This is a genomic window from Pseudomonas ovata (assembly GCF_003131185.1).
Classification (GTDB): domain Bacteria; phylum Pseudomonadota; class Gammaproteobacteria; order Pseudomonadales; family Pseudomonadaceae; genus Aquipseudomonas; species Aquipseudomonas ovata.
Genome location: NZ_QFFU01000001.1, coordinates 598,977 through 623,952, shown reverse-complemented (window position 1 = coordinate 623,952; position 24,976 = coordinate 598,977). Strand labels below are relative to the sequence as shown.

Sequence of the window (24,976 nt, the reverse complement as noted above, 5' to 3'; positions counted from 1 at the left end):
CGCCAGTGATACCTCACTCCACTCGCTCATGCCTAACGGCGAGCTTGTGACAGGCTGCGTTGGCAGCATTGCTGGAGGTGAATTGTGACCACTGCTCAACGAGCGCACAAGATCGGCTTTCTGCTCGGCAGAATACGTTAGTTAGGCCGTCCTACATATCTTCGACGGGCATCCCTTCCTCCGCCATTCTCTTCACAAGCAGCTTGACTGCATTCTTATCTGGCCTTGCTAGGTTGAGATTTCCCGATCCTATCTTCTGAAGGGCCCTGTCAGCCTTTGGCGACAGGAATCTATGCTGCTCGGCAGTCCGACGAATAATTTCGGCCTTGGGTCCGAGCATGTGAAGGAGCACGTCGAAGTCGATTTCACTATCGATCCTTGCAGACGACTTCGCTTCTTTTTTCTCTTGCGTCATCTCATTTTCGTCGAGCACCAAATGATCAGGTACTGCCTGAACGTTGAATTCTGCAGCTCTGATATTTTGCCAGCAAATTTCCAGTTTGCAGTACTCGCCGACGTTCCGAACATTTGCAGAAGTATTTCTGAGAGCGGCAGCAACCTGTGGGGCAAGAGAGGCGATAAGCTCTTGAAGCTCTTCCGGGACGGATTGAGTATTCCAGATTTGTCCCCAGTTTAGGCTTGCCTTGCCTTGGCGATCGATCTCCTCGGCAATCCAAGAAAGCGTATAGGCAACTGTCTGGGATTTATAGCCGCGGTCATCTTTGTACCAGTCGGAGCCAGCAACATGCTTGTCGGTCCAGCGGAATATCAGCCCCATCGCGCAAGCATTTCTATACCAAAGTTCGTTAAATTGGGTAGGAGCGGACTTCCAAGCTTTCGCGGTTTGATCGGCGAACCCCATGAAGGCTTTCTGCGCGCCTCTAGATACAATGTAAGGCTTTCTTTCGAAACTCAGGAGATACTTCGCAAGGTCGGTCTTTTCGATAATCTTTTCCCTAGGATACTCCAACTGATATTTTTTCTTTCCTGCCACGGACGCGTACGCCATGCCGTCGCGGTACTGCCCGCGCGCGCGCTCATAGAACCATTTGTCGCCCGTCATCGCACCGTTCTGAGGTGGTGCTGTCATTATCCGGGAGTAACGCTCCATTTGCAGATGGAACGGATGGCTCGAGAAGAAGTCTGCCTCTGAGATACGATTCTGAGTGTTGGCGTATCGCGAAATTTTTGGTACGACCTGCTCGATATGGGCAGGTGGAACTACTGAGAGTTTCATTTGCACATAGACACGATCGAGCGGTGAGTTTGCGACATCCTTTGCGTATAGGATAGACGCCGTCGTCTGGCCGCCATTCACGATCTGAAGGTTATGAATAGCTGCAATTCCTAGCTGCCCGTCTTCCAGTATCTCGAGCTTAACCGCCGATGCGGTCGCGGTTAGGCCGTTGTTGTAAGCAAAGAACATCTCTGGCGTCTTCTTGATTGTTTCCAGAATACCCTTGTTCACCTTCGTCTTAGCCTGGAGATAGGTCCGGACGTTCTGTTCGAGCAGTCGTGCTCCGTATAGACCGTAGACTTCAGCAAGCACTGGGCCCGGAATGGCGAGGAGGTAGGATTGATGTTCTTCGGTGTTTGTCGAGGCCTTGAGGCAGGCAATAGGCTCTCCGGCAATTTCTGCGATATTGACTTCGATAGACTCAGGAATTTGAAAACTTTTTTGGATTTCGAAATAACGAGTCGCGTCAAGTACGCTATAAACAGTCGGCAATCCGCCTACTTGCTCGCCCAGCTGAGGCGGTCGTTTGGTCGCCAGGCGGGCGTTGGAAAAAAGGATGATGCGAACTCTCTTGATGAGATCACGTGTTGAATAGATGGGATAGGCCGCTGCAAACGCTGGACTTGTTTCTTCAATTGAATTGATGAACACCGATGAACAGGCATTTTCGAAAAAGGCGGTTGCTTGCTTGAATACTGAGGTTAGGCGGTCATTATGTATAGACTCCAGTTCCTTTCCGTCCCGGTAATCGCAGACGGCGAGATAGAGCGTTCCGCGATCGGTATCAAACCCATAGCCGTCGATTCGGTATGGCCTCCGTCCACCTTCCTTGTGACTGTGGGTGTACTCCAAGTCGATGGTGTCGCCGTTGTCTGACGCCGATGCGGCATAGAGCTCGAAAAAAGCCTCTTGCTGGAAGACGCCCCGTACCTCCGCTTCTAGAAGAATATCCTCTCGTAGCACTTCGAATGCTTGCTGCAAATCGCTCATGCTTCGACTCCCTCAAAGGCATCATCATGGCTGATGATGAAGGGAATGCAGTCGCTCACCCGAATGCTGTAGGTAACCCTCTCTACGCCGGGGCGGAGATCACTGCGCTCGATACGAGGAAAGGTAGTGCACACCTCATAGAAAATACGGTCAACGAGAACCCAGCTTTCTTCGTTATATTCCTGCCGCTCCTGATATCTCGCTTCCAGTAGAGCGATCTCAAAAAGTTCCAAGGCGTTTGCTCCAGCCTCGGCAAAAGCTTCTCGAATCTCTGACACAAGAGCATTGAGAGTCCGAGCTGATGGGGCAGTGGATGGCAGCGGTGCGATTCCCTGATTGCAGAGCAGGATGCGCCCTTGGACTGGATCGAGTTGATCTTCGGAGGAAATCCGAATTCGCCGGTCGGCAGTCACCACCTGAGTCTTGACCTCAAAGATGGTGCCGGCGACGACAAAATCCTGCTCATGACCGCTAGGGCCATTCCAGCATTTGATCGCAGCATTCCAACCGATGCGGTCACTAAGAACATCCCGTAGAAACAGCATTTCGCCGACCAGGCCAATCTGCTCGCCTTTTGACAGTATGCGGTCGGTCCTATGGCTCAGCATCTCCTGCCAACGGTGGACCTCCTTGATGGCTTGAATCAGCCCCTTTCCGGACTGTGTCGGTGCAAACTTGTCTGTTGCAAGCATGAGGCTCTTGCACATAAGGGCGAAATTTCTGAGATCGGCAGCATCACCCAGGCTCAGCACTAATCTTGAACGCCCAGCGGCCATCGGATGTACCTCGCAGGTCACTGCCGACATCTTCGGCAGGTCAGGAACTCCAGGCAAAGCGCACTCGCCATCGAGCTGGAAGATAAAACATCCGTGAAAGTCACGGCCGATCCTGAAATCGAGCGGATGGCTGCTGTCAGCAAGTCGAATGTTGTAGCAACCTGGGTCTGTTGGCGGCACGATCGCTTTCCATTCACTAAGCATCTTGAGCCTCCATCATCGCTTCAGAGTCATCGTCTTCCTCAGCGGCAAAGTGCTCAAGTTGCTGCCGATAGACAGCATTCACTTGGTAGGTTCTCTCCTTGGCGGGTTTACCTGTCTCGGGCATGCAGAAAGAAAGCGTGACGATGGGATCGTTAAGTTTGAGATCCTCGTCACGATCGTTTCGATCGTCGCGCAGCTTCGCATTGAAGACATGCACCAACATCATCGGCCGCTCTCGTACAGAACACGCGGCGCGTTCCTTCTTGTATGTTTCAGCACGGTAGGCAGCATCTGCCTTTGCCTTCTGTGGGTCTGACAGGCCGATCTGCGCGTCCCCAGGATCGGCAACGCGATTCTTGCTGCCATAAACTCGATAAGTGCCCTTCTGAACTGTTCCTTGGTCCCGAGACCTCAAATTGATCTTCTGACCAGCAAATGGAGTAGAGTCGCCCGACTGGCGCATGGGAAGTACCACATCCCATTTTTCGAGTTCATCCGTGACGCGGTCCTGAACATAGTCCCCGAGAAGGGATGTATCGGAAATCACTGAGAGATCGGGATGATCCACGAACTGGAATTCGCGCATGAGACTTAGTACGTCTCGCCCGCCCGCGGCCCAGTGAATATAGCCCTTGTGTATTTCAGTGGGGCTTCCGAGCGCGATGAGAAATTTTTCGACCGCATTGCGATGGGCTTTTCCGATGACAGGATCATTTGGAAGCGCGAAACCCTCGATGTGACGCGCGGAATAGTCCTGAGCGATTTTAAGCTTTTCCGCCGTCCGCATCTTGTTTGCCGCAGTTACCCGGATGGCGAGCGGGCTCTGCCGGACTTTGAGGCCGAAATCGCGCGGTGTGCGGCGTGCGGCCTGCATACGCTTGATCTCGCTTCTAAGTTCTTCTGTCGCTTCGTCTACAAATTCGTAATGGTCGAAGGACACCTGCGGCAGATAGAGGCGGCAATATTCCTCATAGCCCGGTCGGTAGCCGAACCAGCGAGCCATCTGCATAAGGGTGTCGCTTGCAGTAGCGTTCCGCAGGAGATAGGAGATTGTGAGGCCTTCGAGCGTGAGGCCGCGTGAAAGCGCCAGCCCGCCGATGGCGATTACATGAAGACCTTCTGATTTGCGCAGTGAATAATCGAGCTTGCCACCCCGCATATTGACGGTGCGGACTTCGATGGATTGGACACCTTCATTAAGAACTTCGAGAAGATCGCGCCAGTTGAGCCCAGAGTTACCGAACTCGACCGTGAAACTGTTTTCGAGATGAGCCATGATCTCATCGTTGATCTCATCAAGCGGCAGCGATGCATGGACCGAGACTGCGTCCTTGATCTCCGTAAGATATTCGTAAACGAGTCCGAGAATCTTGTCTTGGATGGCATTGAATCGGCTGACGTTGATCATCATCGAACAGTGGGCTTTGCCCTTATCTTGGAATACCCTTATTGCCCTCGTTATGCAAAATACACGGATCGCGTGGCGCAGACTTTCCGGGATGTCGGCCACATTGTCTCCGCTTTTGTGTCTCAGCGGCAGCAGCGCTCGATAGTCATCAATGACCTTGACCATGCTCGAGCGTAAGTCACCGCCCTCTCGGAAAATTCGATGTGAACCTGCATAATTGGTAGGCGGATCAAGCGCCTTGATAAAGTTTCCGGGGAAAAGGTCATCCGTCTCCATTTCCGCCGTCGTTTCCGGGTCGATGAAGATGTTGGCGAACGGTGTAGCGGTATAACCGATATATGCCGAGCGCGGAAAACGCGACAAAATCTGTCGGATGATACCGTTGATGGCGGTAGTCCGCTTGGGGTCAGTGGCCGTGTTGATAGACGCATTGTCGGCTTCGTCGTCGATCAGCAGAAGTGGCAGGTCATAGCCGCCCGTCTCTCCCTGTTTCTCTATCCAGTGTGCGAGACGTTCAAGGATGGATTTGTTTTTTTTGGTTATGAAGATCATCGGCTCCTGATGACCTGATAGACCGAAATAGATTCCATCCGTGCCGCTCGAAAAATCGGCTACCCGAGTTGTGCCGTAAGAGGGGATTCGCCGCGTCGCTGCATAATTCTGGATCGGCAGCGACTGCTGTGCAGCCGCGCCAAACATCGAGACCTTGCCGATGAATGTCTCGTCAATTCGTTCCTGCGTCTGGGCGCGCAGCGAGTTGGTTATCCCTGCGAGTAGGATAATTACACGATAGCCCGCGTCGGCTGCCTTGCAGATCAGCGCAGAGTAGTTGGTGGTCTTGCCCGACTGGACATTTCCCATGACCATGCCGCGAACTGCGCCGTAGAGTTCGTCTTTCGGATTGCCGCATTGGTCGAGAATTTCATCCGTGTCGGAGTCGAGGGTGGCAAGCACGGGCGACGGGAGAGTCCCCGTCTCGAGATAGTATTTGCGTAGGCGATTCCAGTAATAGAAGTCCAGAGCTGGCCGCATTGTTGCCAGCCAGGGCCGGTGGCCTTTTGTGATAACCGCCCCCCGCTTCTGGGTAACCGTAAAACTAGCTTCCAATTCGCGGATAATCGCATTGATTGCTGGTTCACCAAGGTGCTGAAACGGCCCGTTGCGAACGATAGAAGTGATCGCACCTTCTGGTAAGCCTTGTCCTTGGGCAATGTCTTCGCCATGTTGCTTGTTGATTATCGAGCGGAAATACGCAAGTTCGCTATCAAACATTTACCACCACCCTTTGTCCTTGAGGTGTTTTACGACGAGGTCGGCTTGACTAGCCCACGGTTCAGTTGATGCAAGAAGTTCACGCAGCGCTTTCATGTCGCCGCCTGAGTGAAGCAGCAGTGAGGGGAGGGCTGTGTCGAATTTGTCGAGAAATCTATCCCTGTCTAGTACGCCCTGATTCATCATTTCCGGGCGAGACGAATAGTCCTCGCCGATGCTTATAATTGGGAAGCAGTCTTCGATGATTCCGAGCGCTGCCGAAAAGGCTTTGGCTCTGTCTCTATCCTCGTCCTCTAGCATACCGGTTATCAGCGGGTGCTCGCGGTTGATGTAATAGCGAACCTCACCGTTGCGCACGTATTTAGCCCAGACTGACGTTTTTCCAGTTCCTTCGCGAATTCGCCCGCCGCGGGACTGAAATACCTTTCCCGATCTGCTCTTGAGTCCGCCGACGATGTCCTTCAAACGGCTTTTGAGCCCCGAAGGCAGCTGTGCGTCTGCCTTGTCGAGCGTGATCTTCCATATCGCATCGAGGGCGTTGGGGATGTTGACGGCGATCCGGACAAGTTGTGACAACTCGCCGTGCCTCACCAGTCGAAACCAGGTCCCGTGTATGATGAGCCGGTGCTGTCGGTAAACATAGAAACCTTGATTGCGAACGAAACCTTCTTCACCGCCGAGCTGATCGTGCTCGCCCGCAGTTAACTTCGAATAGTGCGGTAGGATGAAGGCCTGCACCCCAATAGGCTGGCCATCGAAGTTAAGAACTTCCTTCGGCTGGGCCTGCGTTGCATTATGGTTGCGGAGAAAAGGATCCGTCGGCTTCAGCACGCTACCATTAAAACTGATTCTGAGTTTCCGAAGGCCTTCCTCGCCTCCCAGATAGCGATGGAAAATGAGCGACAGCTTCTTTTGGGCGTGCGCGACTAGATCATTGAAGCCCCTGCCGCCAACTTGACCATATTCGGACAGGCGATCGCACATGCTCCAGATGATCTCTGTCCCGTCGCGCTCAAGCAGGCGCTGATCGACTTGAGCTTCAATCTCATCGGGATCAAGAACTCCCATCTTCCAGTTGGCGATATCATCCAGATTCCAAGACGCGCCGGACAGAGCGCCATTCTGTCTCGTGACAACGGTCAAGTGCCGGCATTGTGAAAGTGATGCCGACTTCATGCCCCATCCGAAACGGCCGAGGTCATCAGGAGCCCGTTCCTCATTGGGGTTAGTGCTGGCGGGTCTCATCGCCCGATGAAGTTCAACCGCTGTCATTCCGGATCCATCATCCAAAATTCTGACCTCGGGCCCATCATCCTTCCTGATGCATTTGATATCGATGCTGTGGGCTCTTGCCTTGATGCTGTTGTCTATTAGATCTGCAAGAGCACTCGACAGGTCGTAATTCCCAAAGCTACGCGCCGAGGCCATCAGCGCGGACGCGTCAGGAGGATTATTTACATGCCTCATATGTCCCCATTCAATTCGCCACATGACGCTGGGGAAGAGCCCCTGCTGAACGTTTTTTGTCTTCCATCAGTCGAGCGTATCTGAAATGCGCTTGTTGTCGATAGCTTTCGAACGCGCCATCTGCCACATATAGTCCGACCATGGTGGCAAATTGACTTTTTCGCTGCTCGAAGACATATCTATGGCCTTTGAAGTCCAGCCGCGGCCCGACTTCTAGGTTTTGCATAAGGGCCACCTCATAGCAAACGGTCCCAACAGTCTCAGAACCGAAAACGTCATCGTCCAGGGGGCTATTAGGAAGCTTTTGAAGCAGGTTTTCTGCTGCGTTTGCAGCAGGCGCTGATCATGCGGCGTGAAGCCCCACTTCCAAATTAACCAGCTTTGATGCCTGAATTTGTAATTGACGTTTGAAACTTTGCCTTTCCCGCCAAACCCTCCGATCCAGCGATCTTTGATCGCGCCGATCGGAGGGTTCACTTGCTTTTCTCGAAGCCACCTCGTTCCACCATTCCATTTCAAATTTGAATAGCGCCACGTCTCCTCTTATCTGAGTAATTGCTATCGAGCGGAACGCAGTCTCAGCGTCAGAGCCGAGCTTGTCGTCGGGCTATGACTAGAGAGGTGGCGACACCGGCGACACCGGCGACATCCCATGCAGAACGGGGCCAGGAGGGTGGCGACAAAAGTGGCGACAGTCGCCACTTTCTGAGCGCATTAGCCGTGACGCTTGACCGCCTTTTCGAGTGGGTATAAAAATTGGCGCACGGATCGCTGTCGTTGACAGCACCTGCCCAGGTAGCCAGAACCTTTAAGGCTACGCCACTTGCGTGGTGGTTCTCCCACAGTGCGATTAGCGTCCGGCGGCTCGCACGATCACTTCCCAGGAGTGATGGATGCCTACTCGACTGATCTGCCCACTGCGGCAGACGATGGACCTACCTCGCTGCGCTGCAGCAACCTCACCTCTCGGCTCAATTCGCTGCGCCAATCTGCGCCCGTCTCTTTCTCCTGGAAAGAGACGGGCGCTCGTACCACTGCTGCAAGCCATGTCTTACATGGCATTGCCGCGACTCTCCTCGTGACAATCGGCCTGACAAAGCCGATTCGTCGCCATCCGCAACGACACAGGCACCGGTGCCGCAGCCAATGGAAAGGCTGCACCTGACTGACAGTCAGGCATGCCCCAGGGTGTCTAGATCTTTGCCTTCTCCCACCGATGATCTCTAGGTGCCGAACTCGTCAGTCGGCACAGCCTCCACCCGCCCGCATCTTCGGATGCGTCTAAGGAGGCCAGATTCATGGGTTCATGCCCTCGCTCCCGGTCGTAAGGAGCCGTGCGTTCCGCGTTAGTGAACACCTCACAGGCCGCAGGGGCCTTTATCCCTGATAACACTCAACAGCCGTGGCGGGACTACGTGAGGACAACCAGCAATTACCGAGGAGAGGGCCCATGCAGCAGTTAGATCCGAAGCTTGAACTACCACGACCGCCTCGACCGCTGATTGAGTCGAATCCCGTGGCCCAGCCTTATCCGGTGCAGGCACTGGGTGGGATTCTTGGGCCTGCAGTCGAACGCATGGCTGAGGTCATCGGGGTGCCCCAGGCATTGGCTGCACAATCGGTGCTGGCTGCTTCGGCGCTGGCCACTCAAGGTCATGCGGGCTTACAGCTCGATGGGAGAAATTATCCGCTGTCGCTGTACCTGATCACCGTGGCCGCATCCGGCGATCGCAAAACGGCGGCAGATCGATTTGCATTGCTGCCCGCACGGCAATGGGAGCGTGAGCAGTGGCAGCGCTATCGCGAACAACTCGCCCGGTACCGTGTCGCGCAGCGACAGGCGCAGCGTATCAACCCTGGCGATCCCAACCCCACAAACGGCGTACCGCTTGAAGCGGAGCCCTCAGCACCTAGGCTGATCACCACGGATCCGACTATCGAGGCCCTGATCAAGGGACTCTGCCATGACTTGCCGAGCATGGGCCTGTTCTGTGACGAGGGGGGACAATTCCTCGGTAGCAGCACCATGAGTCGGGATAACCGTTTGAAAGCGGTTACGACCTTGTCGTCACTCTGGGACGGCAGTCCGATAGATCGCGCGCGGTCCATGGTGGGTGAAAGCTTGCGAGCTTACGATCGACGCTTAAGCCTGCACCTGATGCTGCAACCGTATCTAGCCATGCAGTTACTCAGTGACCCGTTGCTGCAGGGGCAAGGTATTCTCGGTCGCTGCCTCATGACCTGGCCCACCAGCCTGGCCGGACAACGCAGTTACCAGGCTGTCGACTTGTCAAAAGACCCCGCCCTAAAGCGATATCACCACCGTCTTTCGGCCCTGTTTCATCAGCCTTGGTCGCTTTCCGCTGACGGTGCCTTGCGGCTGTCACCGCTGAGCCTCAGTCCATTGGCTCGTCGTCGCTGGATTGATCTGCATGATGCCATCGAGGCCCAGTTGGGTGAGTTTGGCGAGTTGGCAAGCGTACGGCCTAGCGGATCGAAGGCCGCCGACAACCTGCTGCGCGTCGCCGGCAATCTGGCAGTAGTGGAGGAGAGCAGCGTCGTGGAGGTCGATCATATCCAACGGGCCTCGGCCTTAGTCGGCTACTACCTCACCGAGATCCAGCGCCTGACCGAGCAGGAACCGATGTGCAGGGTAAAAGAGGAGGCAGACCGGCTGCTGCGCTGGCTGCAGGTCAAAGATTGGAAGCGCTTTAGTATTCGAGACCTGAACCGCAACGGCCCCCGCTTTGCCCGTAAAAGCAGTCGCCATGCCACCAAGCTGTTAGTCGAGTTGCTTGATCATCAGTGGCTGATCACCGACGGCCACACCTTCGAGGTGCGCCATGTTTAATCTTGATGAAGCACTGCGCAACCACTTAGCTCAACGTCACAATGAGCCGAAAGTGCGATTTGTCGCCGCTAGTGTCGCCACTTTGTCGCCACACTCAAAGTCAGGCAGGGCGGGGGTTGTCGCCGCTGTCGCCAGTGTCGCCACCACCCATAAAGCTATCGCCTCTACGACAGCCATTATTCAATGGTTGAAAGAGGAGGGTGCGCATCTTTACGTCACCGACAACACGCTGTGTTTTCGCCCGACTGATTGGGCTCAGTTCGCGATCGTGAGTGCGCACTGGCGAGCCCTTTTGCATGATCTCGCGGCAGTCGATCAGGAGCAGAAAAATGGCTCGGGTCGGTAAGCGAGCTGGGCGCAATTTCGGCTTCGGTCGCCAGCTTAGCTATGCCGGACCGCAAGCACTGAAAGATCTGTTTGGCGACGGCCATTTTGCTACCGTCAAAGCCCATAGCGATCGGTGGCAGGCATTTGTGCAATGGTGTCGATCCGAGGAAGGGCCGAGGCTGAATGACGCGCGACAGATCGACCGCGAGATCCTCATGCGGTACGCCGCACACATACGAGAGCAGGTTGATCAGGGCAACATTGGCATCGCCACCGCGCAGAACCGACTGTCCAGTGTGAACCGAACGATGGCTGCGCTGCGCGGTGATCAGTACGTCAAAATCCCCAGTCCGAGCAAGGCGCTGGGTTTGCAGCGCTCAAGCGTGCGCGGGGAGGCCCCGCAAGGCCAAGATCGTGCTCAGATTGAGTTGATCGCACGCGCACTGTCAGAGCGGGGTCAGCAACGAGTGGCCGCAATTGTGCACCTGGCCCGGGAGACTGGTATGCGTCTGCGTGAAGCGATCTTGGCGGACCTGCCCCGACTGCAACGTGAGGCCGAGCAACTGGGCAAGATCAACATCCAGGACGGCACCAAAGGCGGTCGATCAGGCGCGTCAGCACCGCGTTGGATCGCGGTCACTGATCAAATCCGTGGCGCCTTGGATAGGGCCTGGGAGGCTTCACCCAGTCGCAGTCGGAACCTGTTGACCCCCAATGAGAGCTACAAAGAGTTTATGCAGTCAGTTGTGCGACCGGCACGGGACATCTTGCACGAGCATGGATTGAAAGGCTTTCATGAGCTGCGGGCGGCTTACGCCTGTGAGCGCTATGAGCAACTGACTGGCTTGAATACACCCATCAATGGCGGTCGTGTTCATCGAGACGATCGAGAGCTTGATCAGCATGCACGACAGCAGATCAGCCACGAGCTGGGACATAACCGCATCGATGTGGTGAGTGCCTACATCGGAGGTCGGCGATGACGTCCGAGTTCGACATAGCGTTGTTTCTGAGCCCTGTGCTCAAAGGTGCGCATGCCACGCGGCAGCGGCACATCAGGCAAGCAGAAAGGATGCACGAGGTGATTCGTGAACGCTGGGGTTGCGCGACGCCCTGGTCCTGGAGAGAAAAGCACGTGAGATGGTTTCTGGAGCACTGTTTGCGGCGCTCAGCTCCAGCTACCATCTACTACTACGAGTTAACAGCAGGGTTGATCCGTCGTAGAAAGGCAAAAGTCGTGGTTGCCTGATAGATCTTTAAGCGTGAGCCCCTGAGTATGGGAATGCGGAGCCTTCCCATACTCAGGGGCTTGGCTGAAAAAGCGCAGGCATACCAGAGATCTGGCAACTGTCGTCAGTCTTCTCGCCCTACTACACGACACGGATCGTAGCCGGTGGCGCACCCCTTTTGGATATTCAGCGAATCGGTACGACGTTGCGATCTCTAGTTTGATTGATGGCCGATGCCGACAGGCTGCCGGTGGCCGCCTTCTGGATATGTTCACTCCACCAAGCCATCATCGGACGCCGGCGTTCGATGTAATCCGTCCGGTTGTAGGCGCTACGAACTTCGTCCTTGTCGACATGCGCCAGTGCGACCTCGATCAGCTCCGGATCCCAGCCATGCTCATTCAGGATGGTGCTCGCCATCGAGCGCAAGCCGTGACTGACTAGACGGTCCTGAAAGCCCATGCGCTTCAACGCCATGTTGGCGGTCTGGCTATTGGCATGGGTGCGGGGATTTCTATCTGAGGGGAATACGTACTCTCTGTTACCACTGAGTTGCTTGAGCGTCTCCAGTAACGACAATGCCTGATCGGTAAGGGGGATTGTGTGCGGGCGACGCTTTTTCATGCGCTCTGGCGGAATGGTCCAAATGCGCTTATCGAAGTCGATATCTGCCCATCGCGCGGTGGCTGCTTCGGCAGGGCGGGTCATCGTGTGCAGTTGCCATTCGATCAGGCAGCGGGTCGTGCGCTTGATGCTGGCGTTCGCGATTTCCATCATGAGCTCGGGAAGCTCCTCAGGTGGTAGCGCAGCCATGTTCTCTTTCTTGGGTTTCTTGAACACCGCCCGAATTCCATTGAGGGGGTTCGCAAATATCAGCCCGGAGTTGACCCCGTAGGTCATGATCTCGTTGAGTCGTTGGCTCAATCGTTTGACGGTTTCGAGGCTCCCTTTGGCCTCGATTGGTCGAAGGATCTTGATAACCATCGGAGCAGTGATTTGAGAGAGCGGCGTTTTTTTCATGCTTGGAAAAACATGGAGCGTCAGCGATCTCCAAATGTCTTCGGCGTAGGCTTTGGTTACGGAGTCTTTCTTCAGTTCAAACCAGGCAGTGGCCACCTTCTCGAAAGTGTGTTCAGTCTCAGCAAGTTTGGCTTGCCTTACCTCATCACGCTGGGTTTTGGGATCAGTGCCCAAAGCAAGCAACTCACGCGCCTCTGCGGCTTTCTTCCGGGCGTTGGCTAGCGAGAGGTCAGGGTATGGACCAAGCGTCATGTTGATACGGCTTCTGGTCAACGGCTCGCGGTAATTGAAATTCCACATCATCGAGCCGCTGGCGCGTACTCGAAGTTGCAAGCCATCGCCGTCGCTGAGGACGAAATCTTTACCAGTTGCCTTGACCGCCTTGAGCTGGCGATCGGAGAGGCGGGTTGCGTTAGTAGGCATGGGGCTACCTCCAGCACCGTTTTGGTATCCTGAAAATAGCATTTGGTAGTCCGGGATACCACCTGGGATACCAAAGCAGCTGGAACTCAGAAAACCTCCAAAGCTCCCATAAACGCTGAAACCCCCCGTATTTACTGGATTTCAGGCACAAAAAAAGACGTCCGTGGACGTCTTTAGTTGATCAAATGGTGGAGCCGGGGGGATTTGAACCCCCGTCCGCCAGTACTCCGCTGTCGGTCCTACATGCTTAGCCGTGTCTATTAAGTTAACCCTCAGCGACCCGACGGGCAGGGTGCTTTGGGCGAGTTGTGTAAGTTTTAGTCACATCGGCCACAACGTCCTAAGTGACGATCCTGTTCTATATGACAATCACTTCGGGTTTACAGGCATCCCCTAGTGATTGCTGGAGCCGAAGCTACCAGAAGAGCTAGTCGCACCGCTTACGCGGCGAGAGCGTAGCCCTCGTAGTTTTCGTCATTGGCAACTATAGAAAGTTGCAACAGTGGATTTACGACTTCTGTTACCAAGTCGGCATGCACCTAGAGTTTCATCACCGGCGTCGAATCCAAATCGGCCCCGTGACTGCTTTGCGGGCAGTCAGTGGGGCGCAGTCTACGCCTTTCGAGGCGTGAAGTCGACCCACTGAAGCGGACTGCCGGCGATTATTTGGCGCCCTGGCTGCCCGAGCCGATCAGCTTGAGCTCGGAAATGCTCTTGGAGGTCAGCTCGATGCATTTCTTTTCGTCACCGGCGGTTTTGGCAGCAGCGGCTTCGTCGTGGGTGGTCTTGAGCGCGGTCTTGTTGTCCATGCTCAGGTTGCTGTTGGTGGAGACCTGGGCGTCCTTGAGGACTTGCAGGTTGGTGTCGCACAGGTCGTCTGCGGCGAAAACGGGGGAGGCCAGCAGGGCAGCGCTGAAGAACAGTCCGGTGAGAGCGGTACGTTTCATGTTGTTTCTCCATAAACCTGTGGACTCGGTGGGGTCCGTCGGTGGGACGGCAATCCGAGATTAAAAAGCCATCTGTTTCATCTGGCTTACAGGATTGACTGTGCCGCTTGGCAGGGGTTCTATTTATTTTTGAGGGTGAAATGAAATGTTGAAAATGGGGTGAATGTGCACTGAAAGGGGGCGATCTGGGTGGTAGCGCTTGGGTAGGGCGATAGGCATGTAGTGCTTGGAAGTCAGTCATCGCCAGCAGAGCTGCCTCCCACGGGCGGAGTGGGCGAGGCATGAGGTTCAGGCGGACATTGATTCTGTTGGGCGCTGCTTGCTGCGGGTGGTGTTCTGAGTATGGGACGGGTATGGGCGATGGGTATGTGGTGCTGGGACGTCAGTCATCGCCGGCAAGCCGCCTCCCACGGTGGTGGGTGGGGCATGAAGTTCGGGGGTGTCAGTGGTTTTGGTGGCGGGGGCTGGGTGAGGGGCATTTCTGCCCCTTTTTTTTCGGTTAGATGCGGCGGGGTTGGGTGACGCGGTCTACCAGGTAGACGAGGCTGTGGTAGTCGATGCCGGAGTGGTGGGACAGGCCGATTTCGCAGGTGCGGCTGGTGGAGATGCCTTCGCTGCAGTGTTGCACGGCGTCTTTGAGCGGGCGCAGGGCGTGGGCGTTGAGTTCGGGGGTGGTGAAGCCTTTGTCGCCGGCAAAGCCGCAGCAGTGGATGCCTTCAGGGATGACGACGTTGACGCTGCAGCGCCGGGCCAGTTCGATCAGGGCCTGGCTTTCGCCCAGGTGCTGGGTGCTGCAGGTGACGTGCACGGCCACCGCTTCTTGTTGCGGGGTGAAGGTCAGTTTGTCCAGCAGGTGGGTGCGGATGAAGCGCACCGGGTCGTAGAGGTCCAGGCGGGTGTCGGCCAGGTCCTGCGCCAGGCGCAGGGTGCAGGGGCTGGTGTCGCAGTAGATGGGGTCGAGGCCGCCGCGGCTGGCCTTGAGCAGGGCGTTGAGCAGTTCGGTGCGCTTGGCGTCGGCCTGTTCGGTGTAGCCCTTGGAGGCAAAGGGCTGGCCGCAGCACAGGGTGTCCTGGTCGTCGGGGAACACCACTTGGTAGCCGGCTTTTTCCAGCAGGTGGCGGGTCTTGTCGAGCAGGGAGGATTGCTCGCGATCGCCGATGGCCGGGCCCATGACCCGCGAGACGCAGGCGGCCAGGTAGACCACGCGGGGGCGGGCGTCGTGGATCGGTGCGCTGAGGCGAATGGCTTGCTCGGGCTGGGGCATGGCCGGTGTCCATTGCGGCACGTGGCCGGCGGAGGCTTTGCTCAGGCTGGCCGACCATTTGGCCAGGCGCGGCGCGCCCAGCAGCATGCGCGCGCCGTTGGCGGCGTGCAGGGTGAAGCGCGCGCCCTGCAGGGCAGTCTTGAAGTGGCTGGCCAGCCAGCCGGCGGCCTTGCCGTGGTGCGCCTGTTGGCTGCGCAGTTTTTTCACCAGTTCGCCGGTGTTGATGCCCACCGGGCAGCGTTGGGCGCACAGGCCGGTGGCGGCGCAGGTGTCGATGCCCTGGTAGTGGTAGTCGCGCTCCAGCGCCGTGGTGTCTTCGCCGTTGCGTTTACGCGCCTGGATGTCACGCCAGATGACGATGCGCTGGCGCGGGCTCAGGGTCAGGCCCTTGGAGGGGCAGACCGGCTCGCAAAAGCCGCACTCGATGCACTTGTCGACGATGTCGTCGGCAGCCGGCAGCGGTTTGAGGTTTTTCAGGTGGATCTGCGGGTCGTCGCTCAGCACCACGTCGGGGTTGAGGATGCCGTTGGGGTCGAGCAGGCGCTTGAGCTGCCACATCAGTTGGTAGGCGTCGGTGCCCCATTCCTTTTCGACAAAAGGCGCCATGTTGCGGCCGGTGCCGTGTTCGGCCTTGAGCGAGCCGCCGAACTCCACCGCCACCAGTTCTGCGACGTCGTCCATGAACGCCTGGTAACGCGCCACTTCGGCCGGGCTGTTAAAGCCCTGGGTGAAGACGAAGTGCAAGTTGCCCTCCAGGGCGTGGCCGAACAGGATCGCTTCGTCGTAGCGGTGTTTGTCGAACAGCTCGATCAGGCGGCGCACGCCGATGGCCAGTTGCTCGACCGGAAAGGTCACGTCTTCGATGATCACTGTGGTGCCGGTCTGGCGCACCGCGCCGACCGCTGGAAAGGTGTCCTTGCGAATCGCCCAGAGGCGGGCGTTTTCCACCGGGTCTTCGCTGAAGTCGACCTGTTTTTCCACCGGGAACGGCGCCAGGGCGGCCATGATCTGCGCCAGTTGTTCATGCAGCAGCGGCTGGCTGGCGGCGCGGGCTTCGATCAGCAGGGCGCAGGCGTTGTCCGACAGTGCGCGCACGAAGGCCGGCATGCCGGGTTTGTCCTGCACCGAGCGCAGGCTGCGGCGGTCGAGCAGTTCGACGGCGGCCACCGGTTGCTGCTTGAGCACGGTGACGGCGTTGCAGCAGGTTTCGACGTCGGGAAAGACGATCAGCGCCGAGGCCTTGTGCGGGTGGTCGTGCACGGTGTCGTAGGTCACCGCGCTGATAAAGCCCAGCGTGCCTTCGGAGCCGACCAGCAGGTGACTGAGGATGTCCAGCGGCTCGTCGAAGTCGACCAGCGCGTTGAGCGACAGGCCGGTGGTGTTTTTCAGCCGATATTTGTGGCGGATGCGGGCGGCCAGTTCGGTGTTGGCGCGGGTCTCGCGGCCCAGCCGGGCCAGGTGTCCCAGCAGGTGGGCGTGGCGGGTGCGAAAGGCGGCGATGCTGGCCGGGTCTTCGGTGTCCAGGCAGGTGCCGTCGGCCAGCACCAGGCGCAGGCCGGCCAGGGTGTGGTAGGTGTTCTGGGCGGTGCCGCAGCACATGCCGCTGGCGTTGTTGGCGACGATGCCGCCGATCTTGCAGGCGTTGATCGAGGCCGGGTCCGGGCCGATCTTGCGCCCGAACGGTGCCAGCCAGGCGTTGGCCTGGGCGCCGATGACCCCCGGCTGCAGGCGGATCTGCGCGCCGTGCTGGCGGATTTCCCGGCCGTTCCAGTTATCGCCGAGCATCAGCAGCACCGAGTCGCTGATGGCCTGGCCCGACAGGCTGGTGCCGGCGGCGCGAAAGGTCACCGGTACGCGCGAGGCCTGGGCCAGCTTGAGCAGGGCGATGACTTCGGCTTCGGATTCGACACGGATCACCAGTTTCGGGATCAGCCGGTAGAAGCTGGCGTCGGTGCCGAAGGCCAGGGTCGAGAGCGGGTCGTCGAAGCGCCGCGCAGGCGGGATGAGCAGCTGCGCCTGGCGCAGAAAGTCAGCGGGCAGGGTCATGCGTCCTCCAGAATCAGCACCACCAGGTCCTTGGGACCGTGGGCGCCATAGGCCAGCACTTGTTCGATGTCGGCGGTCTTGGACGGGCCGGACACCAGCAGGGCGTTGGTCGGCATGCCGCCGGCCCACTGTTGCTCGCGCTGCACCTGGTACAGGTTGTCGTAGATCTGGCTGGCCTTGAGCAGGGCAACGTGCACCGGCGGCACCAGGCTCATCAGGCGCGGTTCTTCACGGGTCGGCCAGAGGATCAGGCTGCCGGTGGCGGCGATGGCGCCCAGGGTCGAGGTAACGCTGGCGGCGGTGTCGTCGAACATTTCCTGTTTCCAGTGCTCGATGGGCCTGTCGTAGGCCTTGAGTGGCGCCAGGCCTGGGTGCTGCGCCCAGTGCGCGGTGATGCGCTGCCCGTGGGGCGTGGTCGGGGCGATCAGCAGGTTGTCCAGTTGCCGCTCGGCGACCAGTGCGGCCAGACGTTGTGGCCAGTTCTGTTCGGTGCACAGGTGGATTTCGGTGTGCACCGCTTCCATCAGTTTGCGCAACTGGGCGATGCGCTGGTCGGCGGGGTAGGACCAGGGCTCGGTCACCAGCGCTTCATTGAAGGTGTCGGCAATCGGTTGGGTGCCGGCCAGGCTGTGGCGCAGTTTGGCGAGGATGTTGTGCCGGGCGTTCATCAACGCTCTCCTGTGGGGCGGGGCTGCGGTTTGCCCTGCTGGTGGTCACGGGCCAGGTCGTGCAGCGAGCGGGCGGCGGGCCTGGGCGCGCTGTGGTTCTGGGTCCAGGGGCCGATGTTGCCCGGCGTCAGGCCGCGCAGGCGGGTGGCCATGAAGCCGAAGGCGCGGTACAGCGCAGGCGAGGTGTTGAGCCGCGCCCAGAGGTTCCAGATCAGGCGTTCCTTGCGTGAGTATTTCTGGCCCTGGTCGCGCATTACCGGGTTGGGGCTGTCGGGCGCCTTGACGTTTTCTTCGCGCAGGCGGCGCAGCAGGGCCGGAATCGGGATTTTCACCGGGCAGACTTCGCCGCACGCACCGCATAAGGAGGAGGCGCTGGGGTGGTCGGGAACCTTGTTCAGGCCGGCCATGTGCGGGGTAATGATCTTGCCGATGGGGCCGGGGTAGACCTCGCCGTAGGTGTGGCCGCCGACCCTTGTGTAGACCGGGCAGTGGTTCATGCAGGCGCCGCAGCGGATGCAGTTGAGGGTCTGGCGCAGTTCGCTGTCGGCAAAGGCCTGGCTGCGGCCGTTGTCGAGCAGCACCAGGTGCACTTCTTGCGGGCCGTCCAACTCGTGGGCCTGGCGCGGGCCGGAGATCATGTTGACGTAGGTGGTGATCGGAATGCCCAGCGACGAGCGGGTCAGCAGCGACAGCAGGGGCACGGTGTCGCGCAGGTTTTCGACGACTTTCTCGATGCCGGTCACGGCGATGTGCACCGGTGGCACGCTGGTGACCATGCGGCCATTGCCTTCGTTTTCGACCAGCAGCAGGGTGCCGGTCTCGGCCACGGCGAAGTTGACGCCGGAGACGCCGATGTCGGCCTCGAAGAATTTCTGCCGCAGCACGCGGCGGCCGATCTGGATCAACTGGTCGACGTCGGTGGTGTATTCGACGCCGAGCTTTTCATTAAACAGTTTGGCGACCTGGGCAGCGTTCTTGTGGATGGCCGGCATGATGATGTGCGAGGGCTTTTCGTGGTCCATCTGCACGATGTATTCGCCCATGTCGGCTTCCAGGCACTCGATGCCGCGCTCGCCAAGAAAATGGTTCATCTCCATTTCTTCGCTGACCATCGACTTGCCCTTGATCAGTTGCCGGGCTTCATGCGCCTCGACGATCGACAGCACGATGGCGTTGGCTTCTTCGACGGTCTCGGCCCAGTGCACCTTGACGCCGTTGCGGATCAGGTTGCGTTCCAGTTGCTCCAGCAGGTCGGGCAGCTTGGACAGGGCGCGGGCGCGGATGGCGTTGCCCAGGTCGCGCAGGTCTTCGCGCTCGTCGGCATCGCTGAAGGCGGCGGCGCGCTTGGTCATCAGCGAGTCCATGGCGCGGCGGAAATTGCCGCGCAATTGGGCGTCGCCCAAGGCCTGGTGGGCGCGCTGGCGAAAGTCGGGTTCTTCTATCTGTACGGCAGGAATGCGCGTGTGGCTGTTCATGAGCGGCCTCCGGTGCGTTGCCATAGAAAGCTGGCCAGGTGCTGGCCGCGCAGGGACTCACGCTGTTTTTCCAGGGCGCCGTTGATGTTCATCAGGCAACCGCAGTCGGCGGTCAGTACCTGGTCGGCGCCGGAGGCTTTCAGCGACCGGGTCTTGTCGGCCACCATGGCGCCGGAGATGTCTGGCATGCGCACGCTGAAGGTGCCGCCGAAGCCGCAGCATTCGCTTTCGTGGTCGTGCTCGACCCGCTCGACGTTGTGCAACTGGCCGAGCAGTTCGCGGGCGTGCAGGTGGGTGTTCATTTCCCGGCGCGCCGAGCACGAGGTGTGCAGGGCGATGCGGGTGGGCTGGCCGTGGTCGGTGAAGCGCACCTGGCACACGTGCAGCAAGAATTCGGTCAGCTCATAGGTGCGTGCGGCCAGCGCCTGAACCTTGGCCAGCATCTCGGGTTCGTCCCTGAACAGGTCGGGGTAGTGCTCGCGGAACATGCCGGCGCAGGAACCTGACGGCAGGATCACCGGCGCGTCGCCGTCGAACAACTGCACCTGGGCACGGGCCACGCTGCGGGCCTGCTCGGTGTAGCCGCTGGTGTAGGCCGGCTGCCCGCAACAGGTTTGTTCGGGCGGGTAGATCACCTCGATGCCTTCGCGTTCGAGCAGGTGGATGGCGTCCATGCCGGCTTCAGGAAAGAACAGGTCGACCACGCAGGTGCCGAACAGGTAGACCTGTTGCGGTTTGTTGGTCGGGTACTGCCGCGGCGCATGGCGCGGGGCCAGGCGGGTGGCATTGACGGGGGCAGTAGAAGCTGCGTTGTAGAACAGGTCGCTCATCAGGTGCTTCTCCGGGTGGGCCCGGTTATCCGTGTGCGGCTGCGTTGTGGGCGACCGCATGCGGGATATCGATGGGTGGCGCCGGCTTCAGGGGCCGGCGCCAGGGTTGGCACTGTCAATGCACCAGCATGCCGGTGAACCAGTACGCCTGGGCGTAGGTGATGCAGCCGACCAGCGTGGCGAAGAACAGGCTGTGCTTGAGGGTGAAGCGGAACAGGTCCGACTCCTTGCCGACCAGGCCGGTGGCGGCGCAGGCCACGGCGATCGACTGCGGCGAGATCATCTTGCCGGTCACGCCGCCGCTGGAGTTGGCCGCGACCATCAGCACGTCGCTGACGCCGACCTGGTGCGCGGTGGTCGCCTGCAACGAGCCGAACAGCGCGTTGGCCGAGGTGTCGGAGCCGGTCAGGAACACGCCCAGCCAGCCCAGGAACGGCGAGAAGAACGGAAAGGCCGCGCCGGTGCCGGCCAGGACCAAGGCCAGGGTCGAGGACATGCCCGAGTAGTTCATGACAAAGGCGAAGGCCAGCACCATGCCGATCGACACGATGGCCCAGCGCAGCTCGATGACCGTCTCTTTAAAAGTGGTAATACCAATTTTTGCGCTGATGCGCAGCACGATCATCGAGACGATGGCCGAGAGCAGGATCGCAGTGCCCGAGGCGGCGATGAGGTCGAGCTTGTACACCGCCGGCATGGCCGTGGCCTTGGCGACGATGGGCGTGCCCTTGATCACCATCTGGTCCAGAAAAGGCACGGCGGTGTTGATGGTCCAGGCCTGCAGCGGGCCGCCGGCGGCGAACAGCGCCTTGAACGGTTTCAAGGTCCAGACGGTGACCATGGCGGTCAGGATCAGGAACGGCGACCAGGCCTTGAAGATCTGCCCTGCGCTGTAGGGCGATGGCGTGCGCGAACCCAGCGGGCTGCTGCCACCGCCGCCACCCAGCATGGCTGCGCCGCCACCGCTGATCACCACATCAGTGGCGCGCTGCGGCTGCCAGACCTTGAGGAACAGGGTGAGGGAGATGATGCTCACCAGGGCCGAGGTGATGTCGGGCAGTTCCGGGCCGATGAAGTTGGAGGTCAGGTATTGGGTGATGGCAAAGCTGGCGCCGGCCACCAGGGCGGCAGGCCAGGTTTCCTTGACCCCGCGCATGCCGTCCATGATGAACATCAGCCAGAACGGCACGAAGATCGACAGGAATGGCAGCTGGCGACCGGTCATGGCGCCGATCTTGAAGGCGTCGATGCCCGAGACCTGGCCGGCGACGATGATCGGGATGCCCAGTGCGCCGAAGGCCACAGGCGCGGTGTTGGCGATCAGGCACAGGCCGGCGGCGTACAGCGGGTTCAGGCCCAGGCCGACCAGCAGGGCGGCGGTGATGGCCACCGGGGCGCCGAAGCCGGCTGCGCCTTCGAGGAAGGCCCCGAAGCAGAAGCCGATCAGCAGCACTTGCAGGCGCTGGTCGTCGGTGATGGTCAGCACCGAGCTGCGGATGATCTCGAACTGGCCGCTCTTGACGGTCAGTTTGTAGAGGAACACCGCCGCGACGATGATCCAGGCGATCGGCCACAGACCATAGGCAAACCCGTAGCCGGCCGCCGCCAGGGCCATGTCGACCGGCATCTGGAAGGCGAAGATCGCCACCAGCACCGACAGCGCCAGGGTAATGCTGCCGGCGATGTGCCCCTTGAGCCGGAAGATCGCCAGCGCCAGGAAGAAGAACACGATGGGGATGAGCGCAGCGGCGGCGGATAAGCCCAGGCTGCCAAGAGGGGTATAGAGTTGTTGCCAGGTCTGCATGGGGTGGCCCCTAGTTGTTTTTGGTTAGGCCCGGTGTGCTGTGACGTGCGCCGCCGATCGGTGTCACGGTGCGTGGTGTCCAGCCCGCCAGTTCTGGCCTTTCCGGTCGGGAAAGGTCCGGCGATGCGATGGTGGTCAACCATCTGACATTGCGCTTGGATAATTGGTAATACCAATTTACAATGCCTGGTCGCTAGGTTAGAGGCCTTGCTTGGGGTGTGTCAATTTGTCCTTTTGGGACTTTGGTCTGATGCGGGGAGGGCAGTTGGCTTGGTGGCCGGCTGCGCAAGCGCTTGCAGCAGGTGCCGACAGCGTCTCAATGGGCCAGAATAGACAGCCCGATAACGGGATCGGGAAGTGGAGTGAGGGTTATGGGCTTTGGTCAGGTGCGGCAGCGCCGTTTGTCGGACGATATTGTCGAGCAGTTGGAAAAAATGATTCTCGAGGGGACGTTGAAGGCCGGTGGTCGCCTGCCGGCCGAGCGTGCCCTGGCCGAGCAGTTTGGCGTGTCGCGTCCGTCGCTGCGTGAGGCCATCCAGAAGTTGACGGCCAAGGGGCTGTTGATCAGCCGCCAGGGCGGCGGCAATTATGTGGCCGAAAACCTGGGGTCGACGTTCAGTGATCCCTTGTTGCACTTGCTGGAAAACAGCCCGGATGCCCAGCGCGACCTGCTGGAGTTTCGTCATACGCTGGAGGCGTCATGCGCCTATTACGCTGCGCTGCGGGCGACGGACCTGGATCGCGAGCGTCTGCGCCAGGCATTCGATGCGCTGCAGGATTGTTATGCACGGGCCGAGGAGGAGGGTGGGACCGAAGAGGCGGCGGCCGATGCCAATTTTCACCTGGCGATTGCCGAGGCCAGCCATAACACGGTGCTGTTGCACACCATTCGCGGGTTGTTCGACCTGGTGCGGCGCAACGTGGTGATCAACATTGGTGGCATGTACAAGCAGCGCAGCGAAACCCGCGACATGCTGATCGAGCAGCACCGGGAGCTGTTTCTGGCGATCATCGAGCGGCGGGCGGAGGATGCGCGTGAAGTGTCCAGCCGGCACCTGATGTATGTGCAGGAGGTGCTGGACGAGGTGCGCCAGCAGGGCGAAAGGGCTGCGCGGGCCGAGCGGCGGCATAATTTGTAGGGTGTGCGGGCAGGCGCCCGTACGTGGGAGCGACCAGCGGTCGCGAAGGCCGCAGTGAGTTGCGGGTCTTTTCGCGACCGTTGGTCGCTCCTACAAGGTGTGGCTGGGATCAGTCGTCCTTGCCCTTGCTGCGCACGGCGCGTTGCAGCTCGCGGTCGGAATCGCGCTCGCGCTCGGTGTGGCGCTTGTCGTATTCCTTCTTGCCCTTGCCGAGTGCGATTTCGCACTTGATCAGGTGCTGCTTCCAGTACAGCGACAAGGCGACGCAGGCGTGGCCCTTTTGCTGCACGGAGGTAAAGAGCTTTTCCAGCTCGCGCTGGTTGAGCAGCAGTTTACGGGTGCGTGTCGGGTCGGCGATAACGTGCGTGCTGGCGGTCTTGAGTGGCGTGATATGGCTGCCCATCAGCCAGGCCTCGCCATCCTTGAGCAACACGTAGCTGTCGACCAGCTGTACCTTGTTGGCACGCAGGCTTTTTACTTCCCAACCGGACAGGACCAGACCGGCCTCGAACTTGTGTTCGATGAAGTAATCGTGACGCGCCTTTTTATTTTGCGCGATGGTCCCTGTAGGGTGCTTTTTGAGTTTGGCCATAGGGGGCGCATTATAGGCAGTTGCTTCGATGTCGGCTATGGGCAAGCGGTGCGCTTGAGCACACTGGATGAATCCCGGACAATGCGGTCTCTTTTTATGCAGGTTTCGATGGGGTGGGTGGCCGATCTGATAGGGCGCACCGAAGTTGTTGACCCTTGTATTTCTACCAGATGCGCTTTGTGGCGCCATTCGGCATTCTTGTGATGTGTGCCGCTCAGTTTTGGAAATGACGCTGACATGACTACGCATATTCAACGCTCGGCCCTGTTGCCGTACCCGGCCCGGTTTCTCTACGACCTGGTCAATGATGTCGCGCGTTACCCGGAGTTTCTGCCCTGGTGCGCGGCTGCGCAGGTGCTGGAGAGCAGCGACACGCACATGCGTGCCAGCCTTGAAATCGCCAAGGGCGGGTTGAGTCAGAAGTTCGTGACACGCAACACCCTGGTGCCTGGCGAGTCGCTGACCATGGATCTGGTCGAGGGGCCGTTCAGCCAGCTGCACGGGGTGTGGACTTTCAAGGCATTGAACGACAAGGCCTGCAAGATCAGCCTGGACTTGTCCTTCGACTATTCGGGTGCCCTGGTGCGGACCACGCTGGGGCCGCTGTTCAACCAGGCGGCCAATACGCTGGTCGACGCCTTCTGTCAGCGCGCCAAGCAATTGCATGGCTGACACCCTGATCGAAATCGAGGTGGTGCATGCCGGCCTTGAACGTCAGGTGCTGCTGGCGGTGCAGGTGCCGGTTGGCAGTACGGTCTACCAGGCTTTGCTGATCAGCGGTATCGGGAAGGCCTTTGCGCAGTTGGACCTGACGACCTGCCCGGTGGGGATCTTCGGCAAGCGGGTCAGTGATCCGCAGGTGCGCATCGTGCAGGCCGGCGAGCGGATCGAGGTTTATCGACCGTTGCTGGCCGACCCCAAGGAGATCCGGCGTTTGCGTGCTGCCAAAACGGCACGGGTGCTGAAAAAGGCGCGTCCTTCATAAGCTTTACAAATGACAGGCACAA

Annotated in this window: 20 protein-coding genes and 1 other RNA gene; 7 read left to right on the top strand and 14 right to left on the bottom strand. The window is 59.1% G+C overall.

Features of this window, described 5'->3' with window-relative positions:
• Window positions 1–151 precede the first annotated feature (151 nt).
• Genes DGA31_RS02810 through DGA31_RS29510 form a run of 5 tightly spaced genes read right to left on the bottom strand, consistent with a single transcriptional unit; the run spans window position 152 to window position 7,580 of the window.
• Window positions 152–2,227, bottom strand: coding sequence for an AIPR family protein (locus DGA31_RS02810; protein WP_109511447.1), 2,076 nt, complete (start codon window positions 2,225–2,227; stop codon window positions 152–154).
• Window positions 2,224–3,207 carry a PD-(D/E)XK motif protein gene (locus DGA31_RS02805; protein WP_109511446.1) on the bottom strand — a complete coding sequence of 328 codons (984 nt, stop codon included), beginning with the start codon at window positions 3,205–3,207 and terminating at the stop codon, window positions 2,224–2,226. The genes DGA31_RS02810 and DGA31_RS02805 overlap by 4 nt, the downstream gene beginning before the upstream one ends.
• Window positions 3,200–5,887, bottom strand: a complete 2,688-nt coding sequence (locus DGA31_RS02800) for a Z1 domain-containing protein (RefSeq protein WP_109511445.1) — start codon at window positions 5,885–5,887, stop codon at window positions 3,200–3,202. Before DGA31_RS02800 ends, DGA31_RS02805 begins: the two co-directional genes overlap by 8 nt.
• Complete coding sequence (locus tag DGA31_RS02795; protein ID WP_161959131.1) at window positions 5,888–7,354, bottom strand: ATP-binding protein; 1,467 nt, start codon at window positions 7,352–7,354, stop codon at window positions 5,888–5,890.
• 10 nt (window positions 7,355–7,364) lie between these two features.
• Window positions 7,365–7,580, bottom strand: coding sequence for a hypothetical protein (locus DGA31_RS29510; RefSeq protein ID WP_152034984.1), 216 nt, complete (start codon window positions 7,578–7,580; stop codon window positions 7,365–7,367).
• A 1,224-nt stretch (window positions 7,581–8,804) separates the two neighbouring features.
• On the opposite strand from DGA31_RS29510, the gene DGA31_RS02790 reads away from it, so the two are divergent.
• Genes DGA31_RS02790 through DGA31_RS30125 form a run of 4 tightly spaced genes read left to right on the top strand, consistent with a single transcriptional unit; the run spans window position 8,805 to window position 11,781 of the window.
• Window positions 8,805–10,205, top strand: coding sequence for a YfjI family protein (locus DGA31_RS02790; RefSeq protein ID WP_109511443.1), 1,401 nt, complete (start codon window positions 8,805–8,807; stop codon window positions 10,203–10,205).
• Window positions 10,198–10,551, top strand: a complete 354-nt coding sequence (locus tag DGA31_RS02785; RefSeq protein ID WP_109511442.1) for a hypothetical protein — start codon at window positions 10,198–10,200, stop codon at window positions 10,549–10,551. The genes DGA31_RS02790 and DGA31_RS02785 overlap by 8 nt, the downstream gene beginning before the upstream one ends.
• Complete coding sequence (locus DGA31_RS02780; protein ID WP_109511441.1) at window positions 10,535–11,515, top strand: integrase domain-containing protein; 981 nt, start codon at window positions 10,535–10,537, stop codon at window positions 11,513–11,515. The genes DGA31_RS02785 and DGA31_RS02780 overlap by 17 nt, the downstream gene beginning before the upstream one ends.
• A complete protein-coding gene (locus DGA31_RS30125) occupies window positions 11,512–11,781 on the top strand; it encodes a hypothetical protein (protein ID WP_109511440.1) in 270 nt (89 codons plus the stop codon). Before DGA31_RS02780 ends, DGA31_RS30125 begins: the two co-directional genes overlap by 4 nt.
• 166 nt (window positions 11,782–11,947) lie before the next feature.
• On the opposite strand, the gene DGA31_RS02770 is transcribed toward DGA31_RS30125, so the two are convergent.
• The 8 genes from DGA31_RS02770 to DGA31_RS02735 form a co-directional block, all read right to left on the bottom strand.
• A complete protein-coding gene (locus DGA31_RS02770) occupies window positions 11,948–13,204 on the bottom strand; it encodes an integrase domain-containing protein (protein ID WP_109511439.1) in 1,257 nt (418 codons plus the stop codon).
• A gap of 186 nt (window positions 13,205–13,390) precedes the next feature.
• Window positions 13,391–13,782, bottom strand: a transfer-messenger RNA (tmRNA) gene (gene ssrA, locus DGA31_RS02765).
• Window positions 13,783–13,866: 84 nt separating this feature from the next.
• Entirely contained in the window at window positions 13,867–14,151 is a 285-nt protein-coding gene (locus tag DGA31_RS02760; protein ID WP_109511438.1) for a hypothetical protein, read from the bottom strand.
• Between the two features lie 499 nt (window positions 14,152–14,650).
• A complete protein-coding gene (locus DGA31_RS02755; RefSeq protein WP_109511437.1) occupies window positions 14,651–17,461 on the bottom strand; it encodes an FAD-binding and (Fe-S)-binding domain-containing protein in 2,811 nt (936 codons plus the stop codon).
• Window positions 17,458–18,129, bottom strand: coding sequence for a LutC/YkgG family protein (locus DGA31_RS02750; RefSeq protein WP_109511436.1), 672 nt, complete (start codon window positions 18,127–18,129; stop codon window positions 17,458–17,460). The genes DGA31_RS02755 and DGA31_RS02750 overlap by 4 nt, the downstream gene beginning before the upstream one ends.
• Entirely contained in the window at window positions 18,129–19,604 is a 1,476-nt protein-coding gene (locus DGA31_RS02745; protein ID WP_056833977.1) for a LutB/LldF family L-lactate oxidation iron-sulfur protein, read from the bottom strand. The genes DGA31_RS02750 and DGA31_RS02745 overlap by 1 nt, the downstream gene beginning before the upstream one ends.
• Complete coding sequence (locus DGA31_RS02740; RefSeq protein ID WP_109511435.1) at window positions 19,601–20,434, bottom strand: (Fe-S)-binding protein; 834 nt, start codon at window positions 20,432–20,434, stop codon at window positions 19,601–19,603. Before DGA31_RS02740 ends, DGA31_RS02745 begins: the two co-directional genes overlap by 4 nt.
• Before the next feature lie 115 nt (window positions 20,435–20,549).
• The gene (locus DGA31_RS02735) at window positions 20,550–22,238 is read right to left on the bottom strand and encodes a lactate permease LctP family transporter (RefSeq protein WP_056833982.1); all 1,689 of its coding nucleotides are present in this window, start codon (window positions 22,236–22,238) and stop codon (window positions 20,550–20,552) included.
• 371 nt (window positions 22,239–22,609) lie between these two features.
• Here DGA31_RS02735 and DGA31_RS02730 point away from each other — a divergent pair, with 371 nt between their 5' ends.
• Complete coding sequence (locus DGA31_RS02730; protein WP_056833984.1) at window positions 22,610–23,377, top strand: GntR family transcriptional regulator; 768 nt, start codon at window positions 22,610–22,612, stop codon at window positions 23,375–23,377.
• Between the two features lie 109 nt (window positions 23,378–23,486).
• Here the strand turns inward: DGA31_RS02730 and smpB are convergent, their stop codons facing one another.
• Window positions 23,487–23,969, bottom strand: a complete 483-nt coding sequence (gene smpB / locus DGA31_RS02725; protein WP_109511434.1) for an SsrA-binding protein SmpB — start codon at window positions 23,967–23,969, stop codon at window positions 23,487–23,489.
• 237 nt (window positions 23,970–24,206) lie between these two features.
• Between smpB and DGA31_RS02720 the strand changes: the two genes are divergently transcribed.
• Both DGA31_RS02720 and DGA31_RS02715 read left to right on the top strand, forming a co-directional pair.
• The gene (locus tag DGA31_RS02720) at window positions 24,207–24,641 is read left to right on the top strand and encodes a type II toxin-antitoxin system RatA family toxin (RefSeq protein WP_056833989.1); all 435 of its coding nucleotides are present in this window, start codon (window positions 24,207–24,209) and stop codon (window positions 24,639–24,641) included.
• Entirely contained in the window at window positions 24,634–24,954 is a 321-nt protein-coding gene (locus tag DGA31_RS02715) for an RnfH family protein (protein WP_109511433.1), read from the top strand. The genes DGA31_RS02720 and DGA31_RS02715 overlap by 8 nt, the downstream gene beginning before the upstream one ends.
• Window positions 24,955–24,976: the final 22 nt, after the last annotated feature.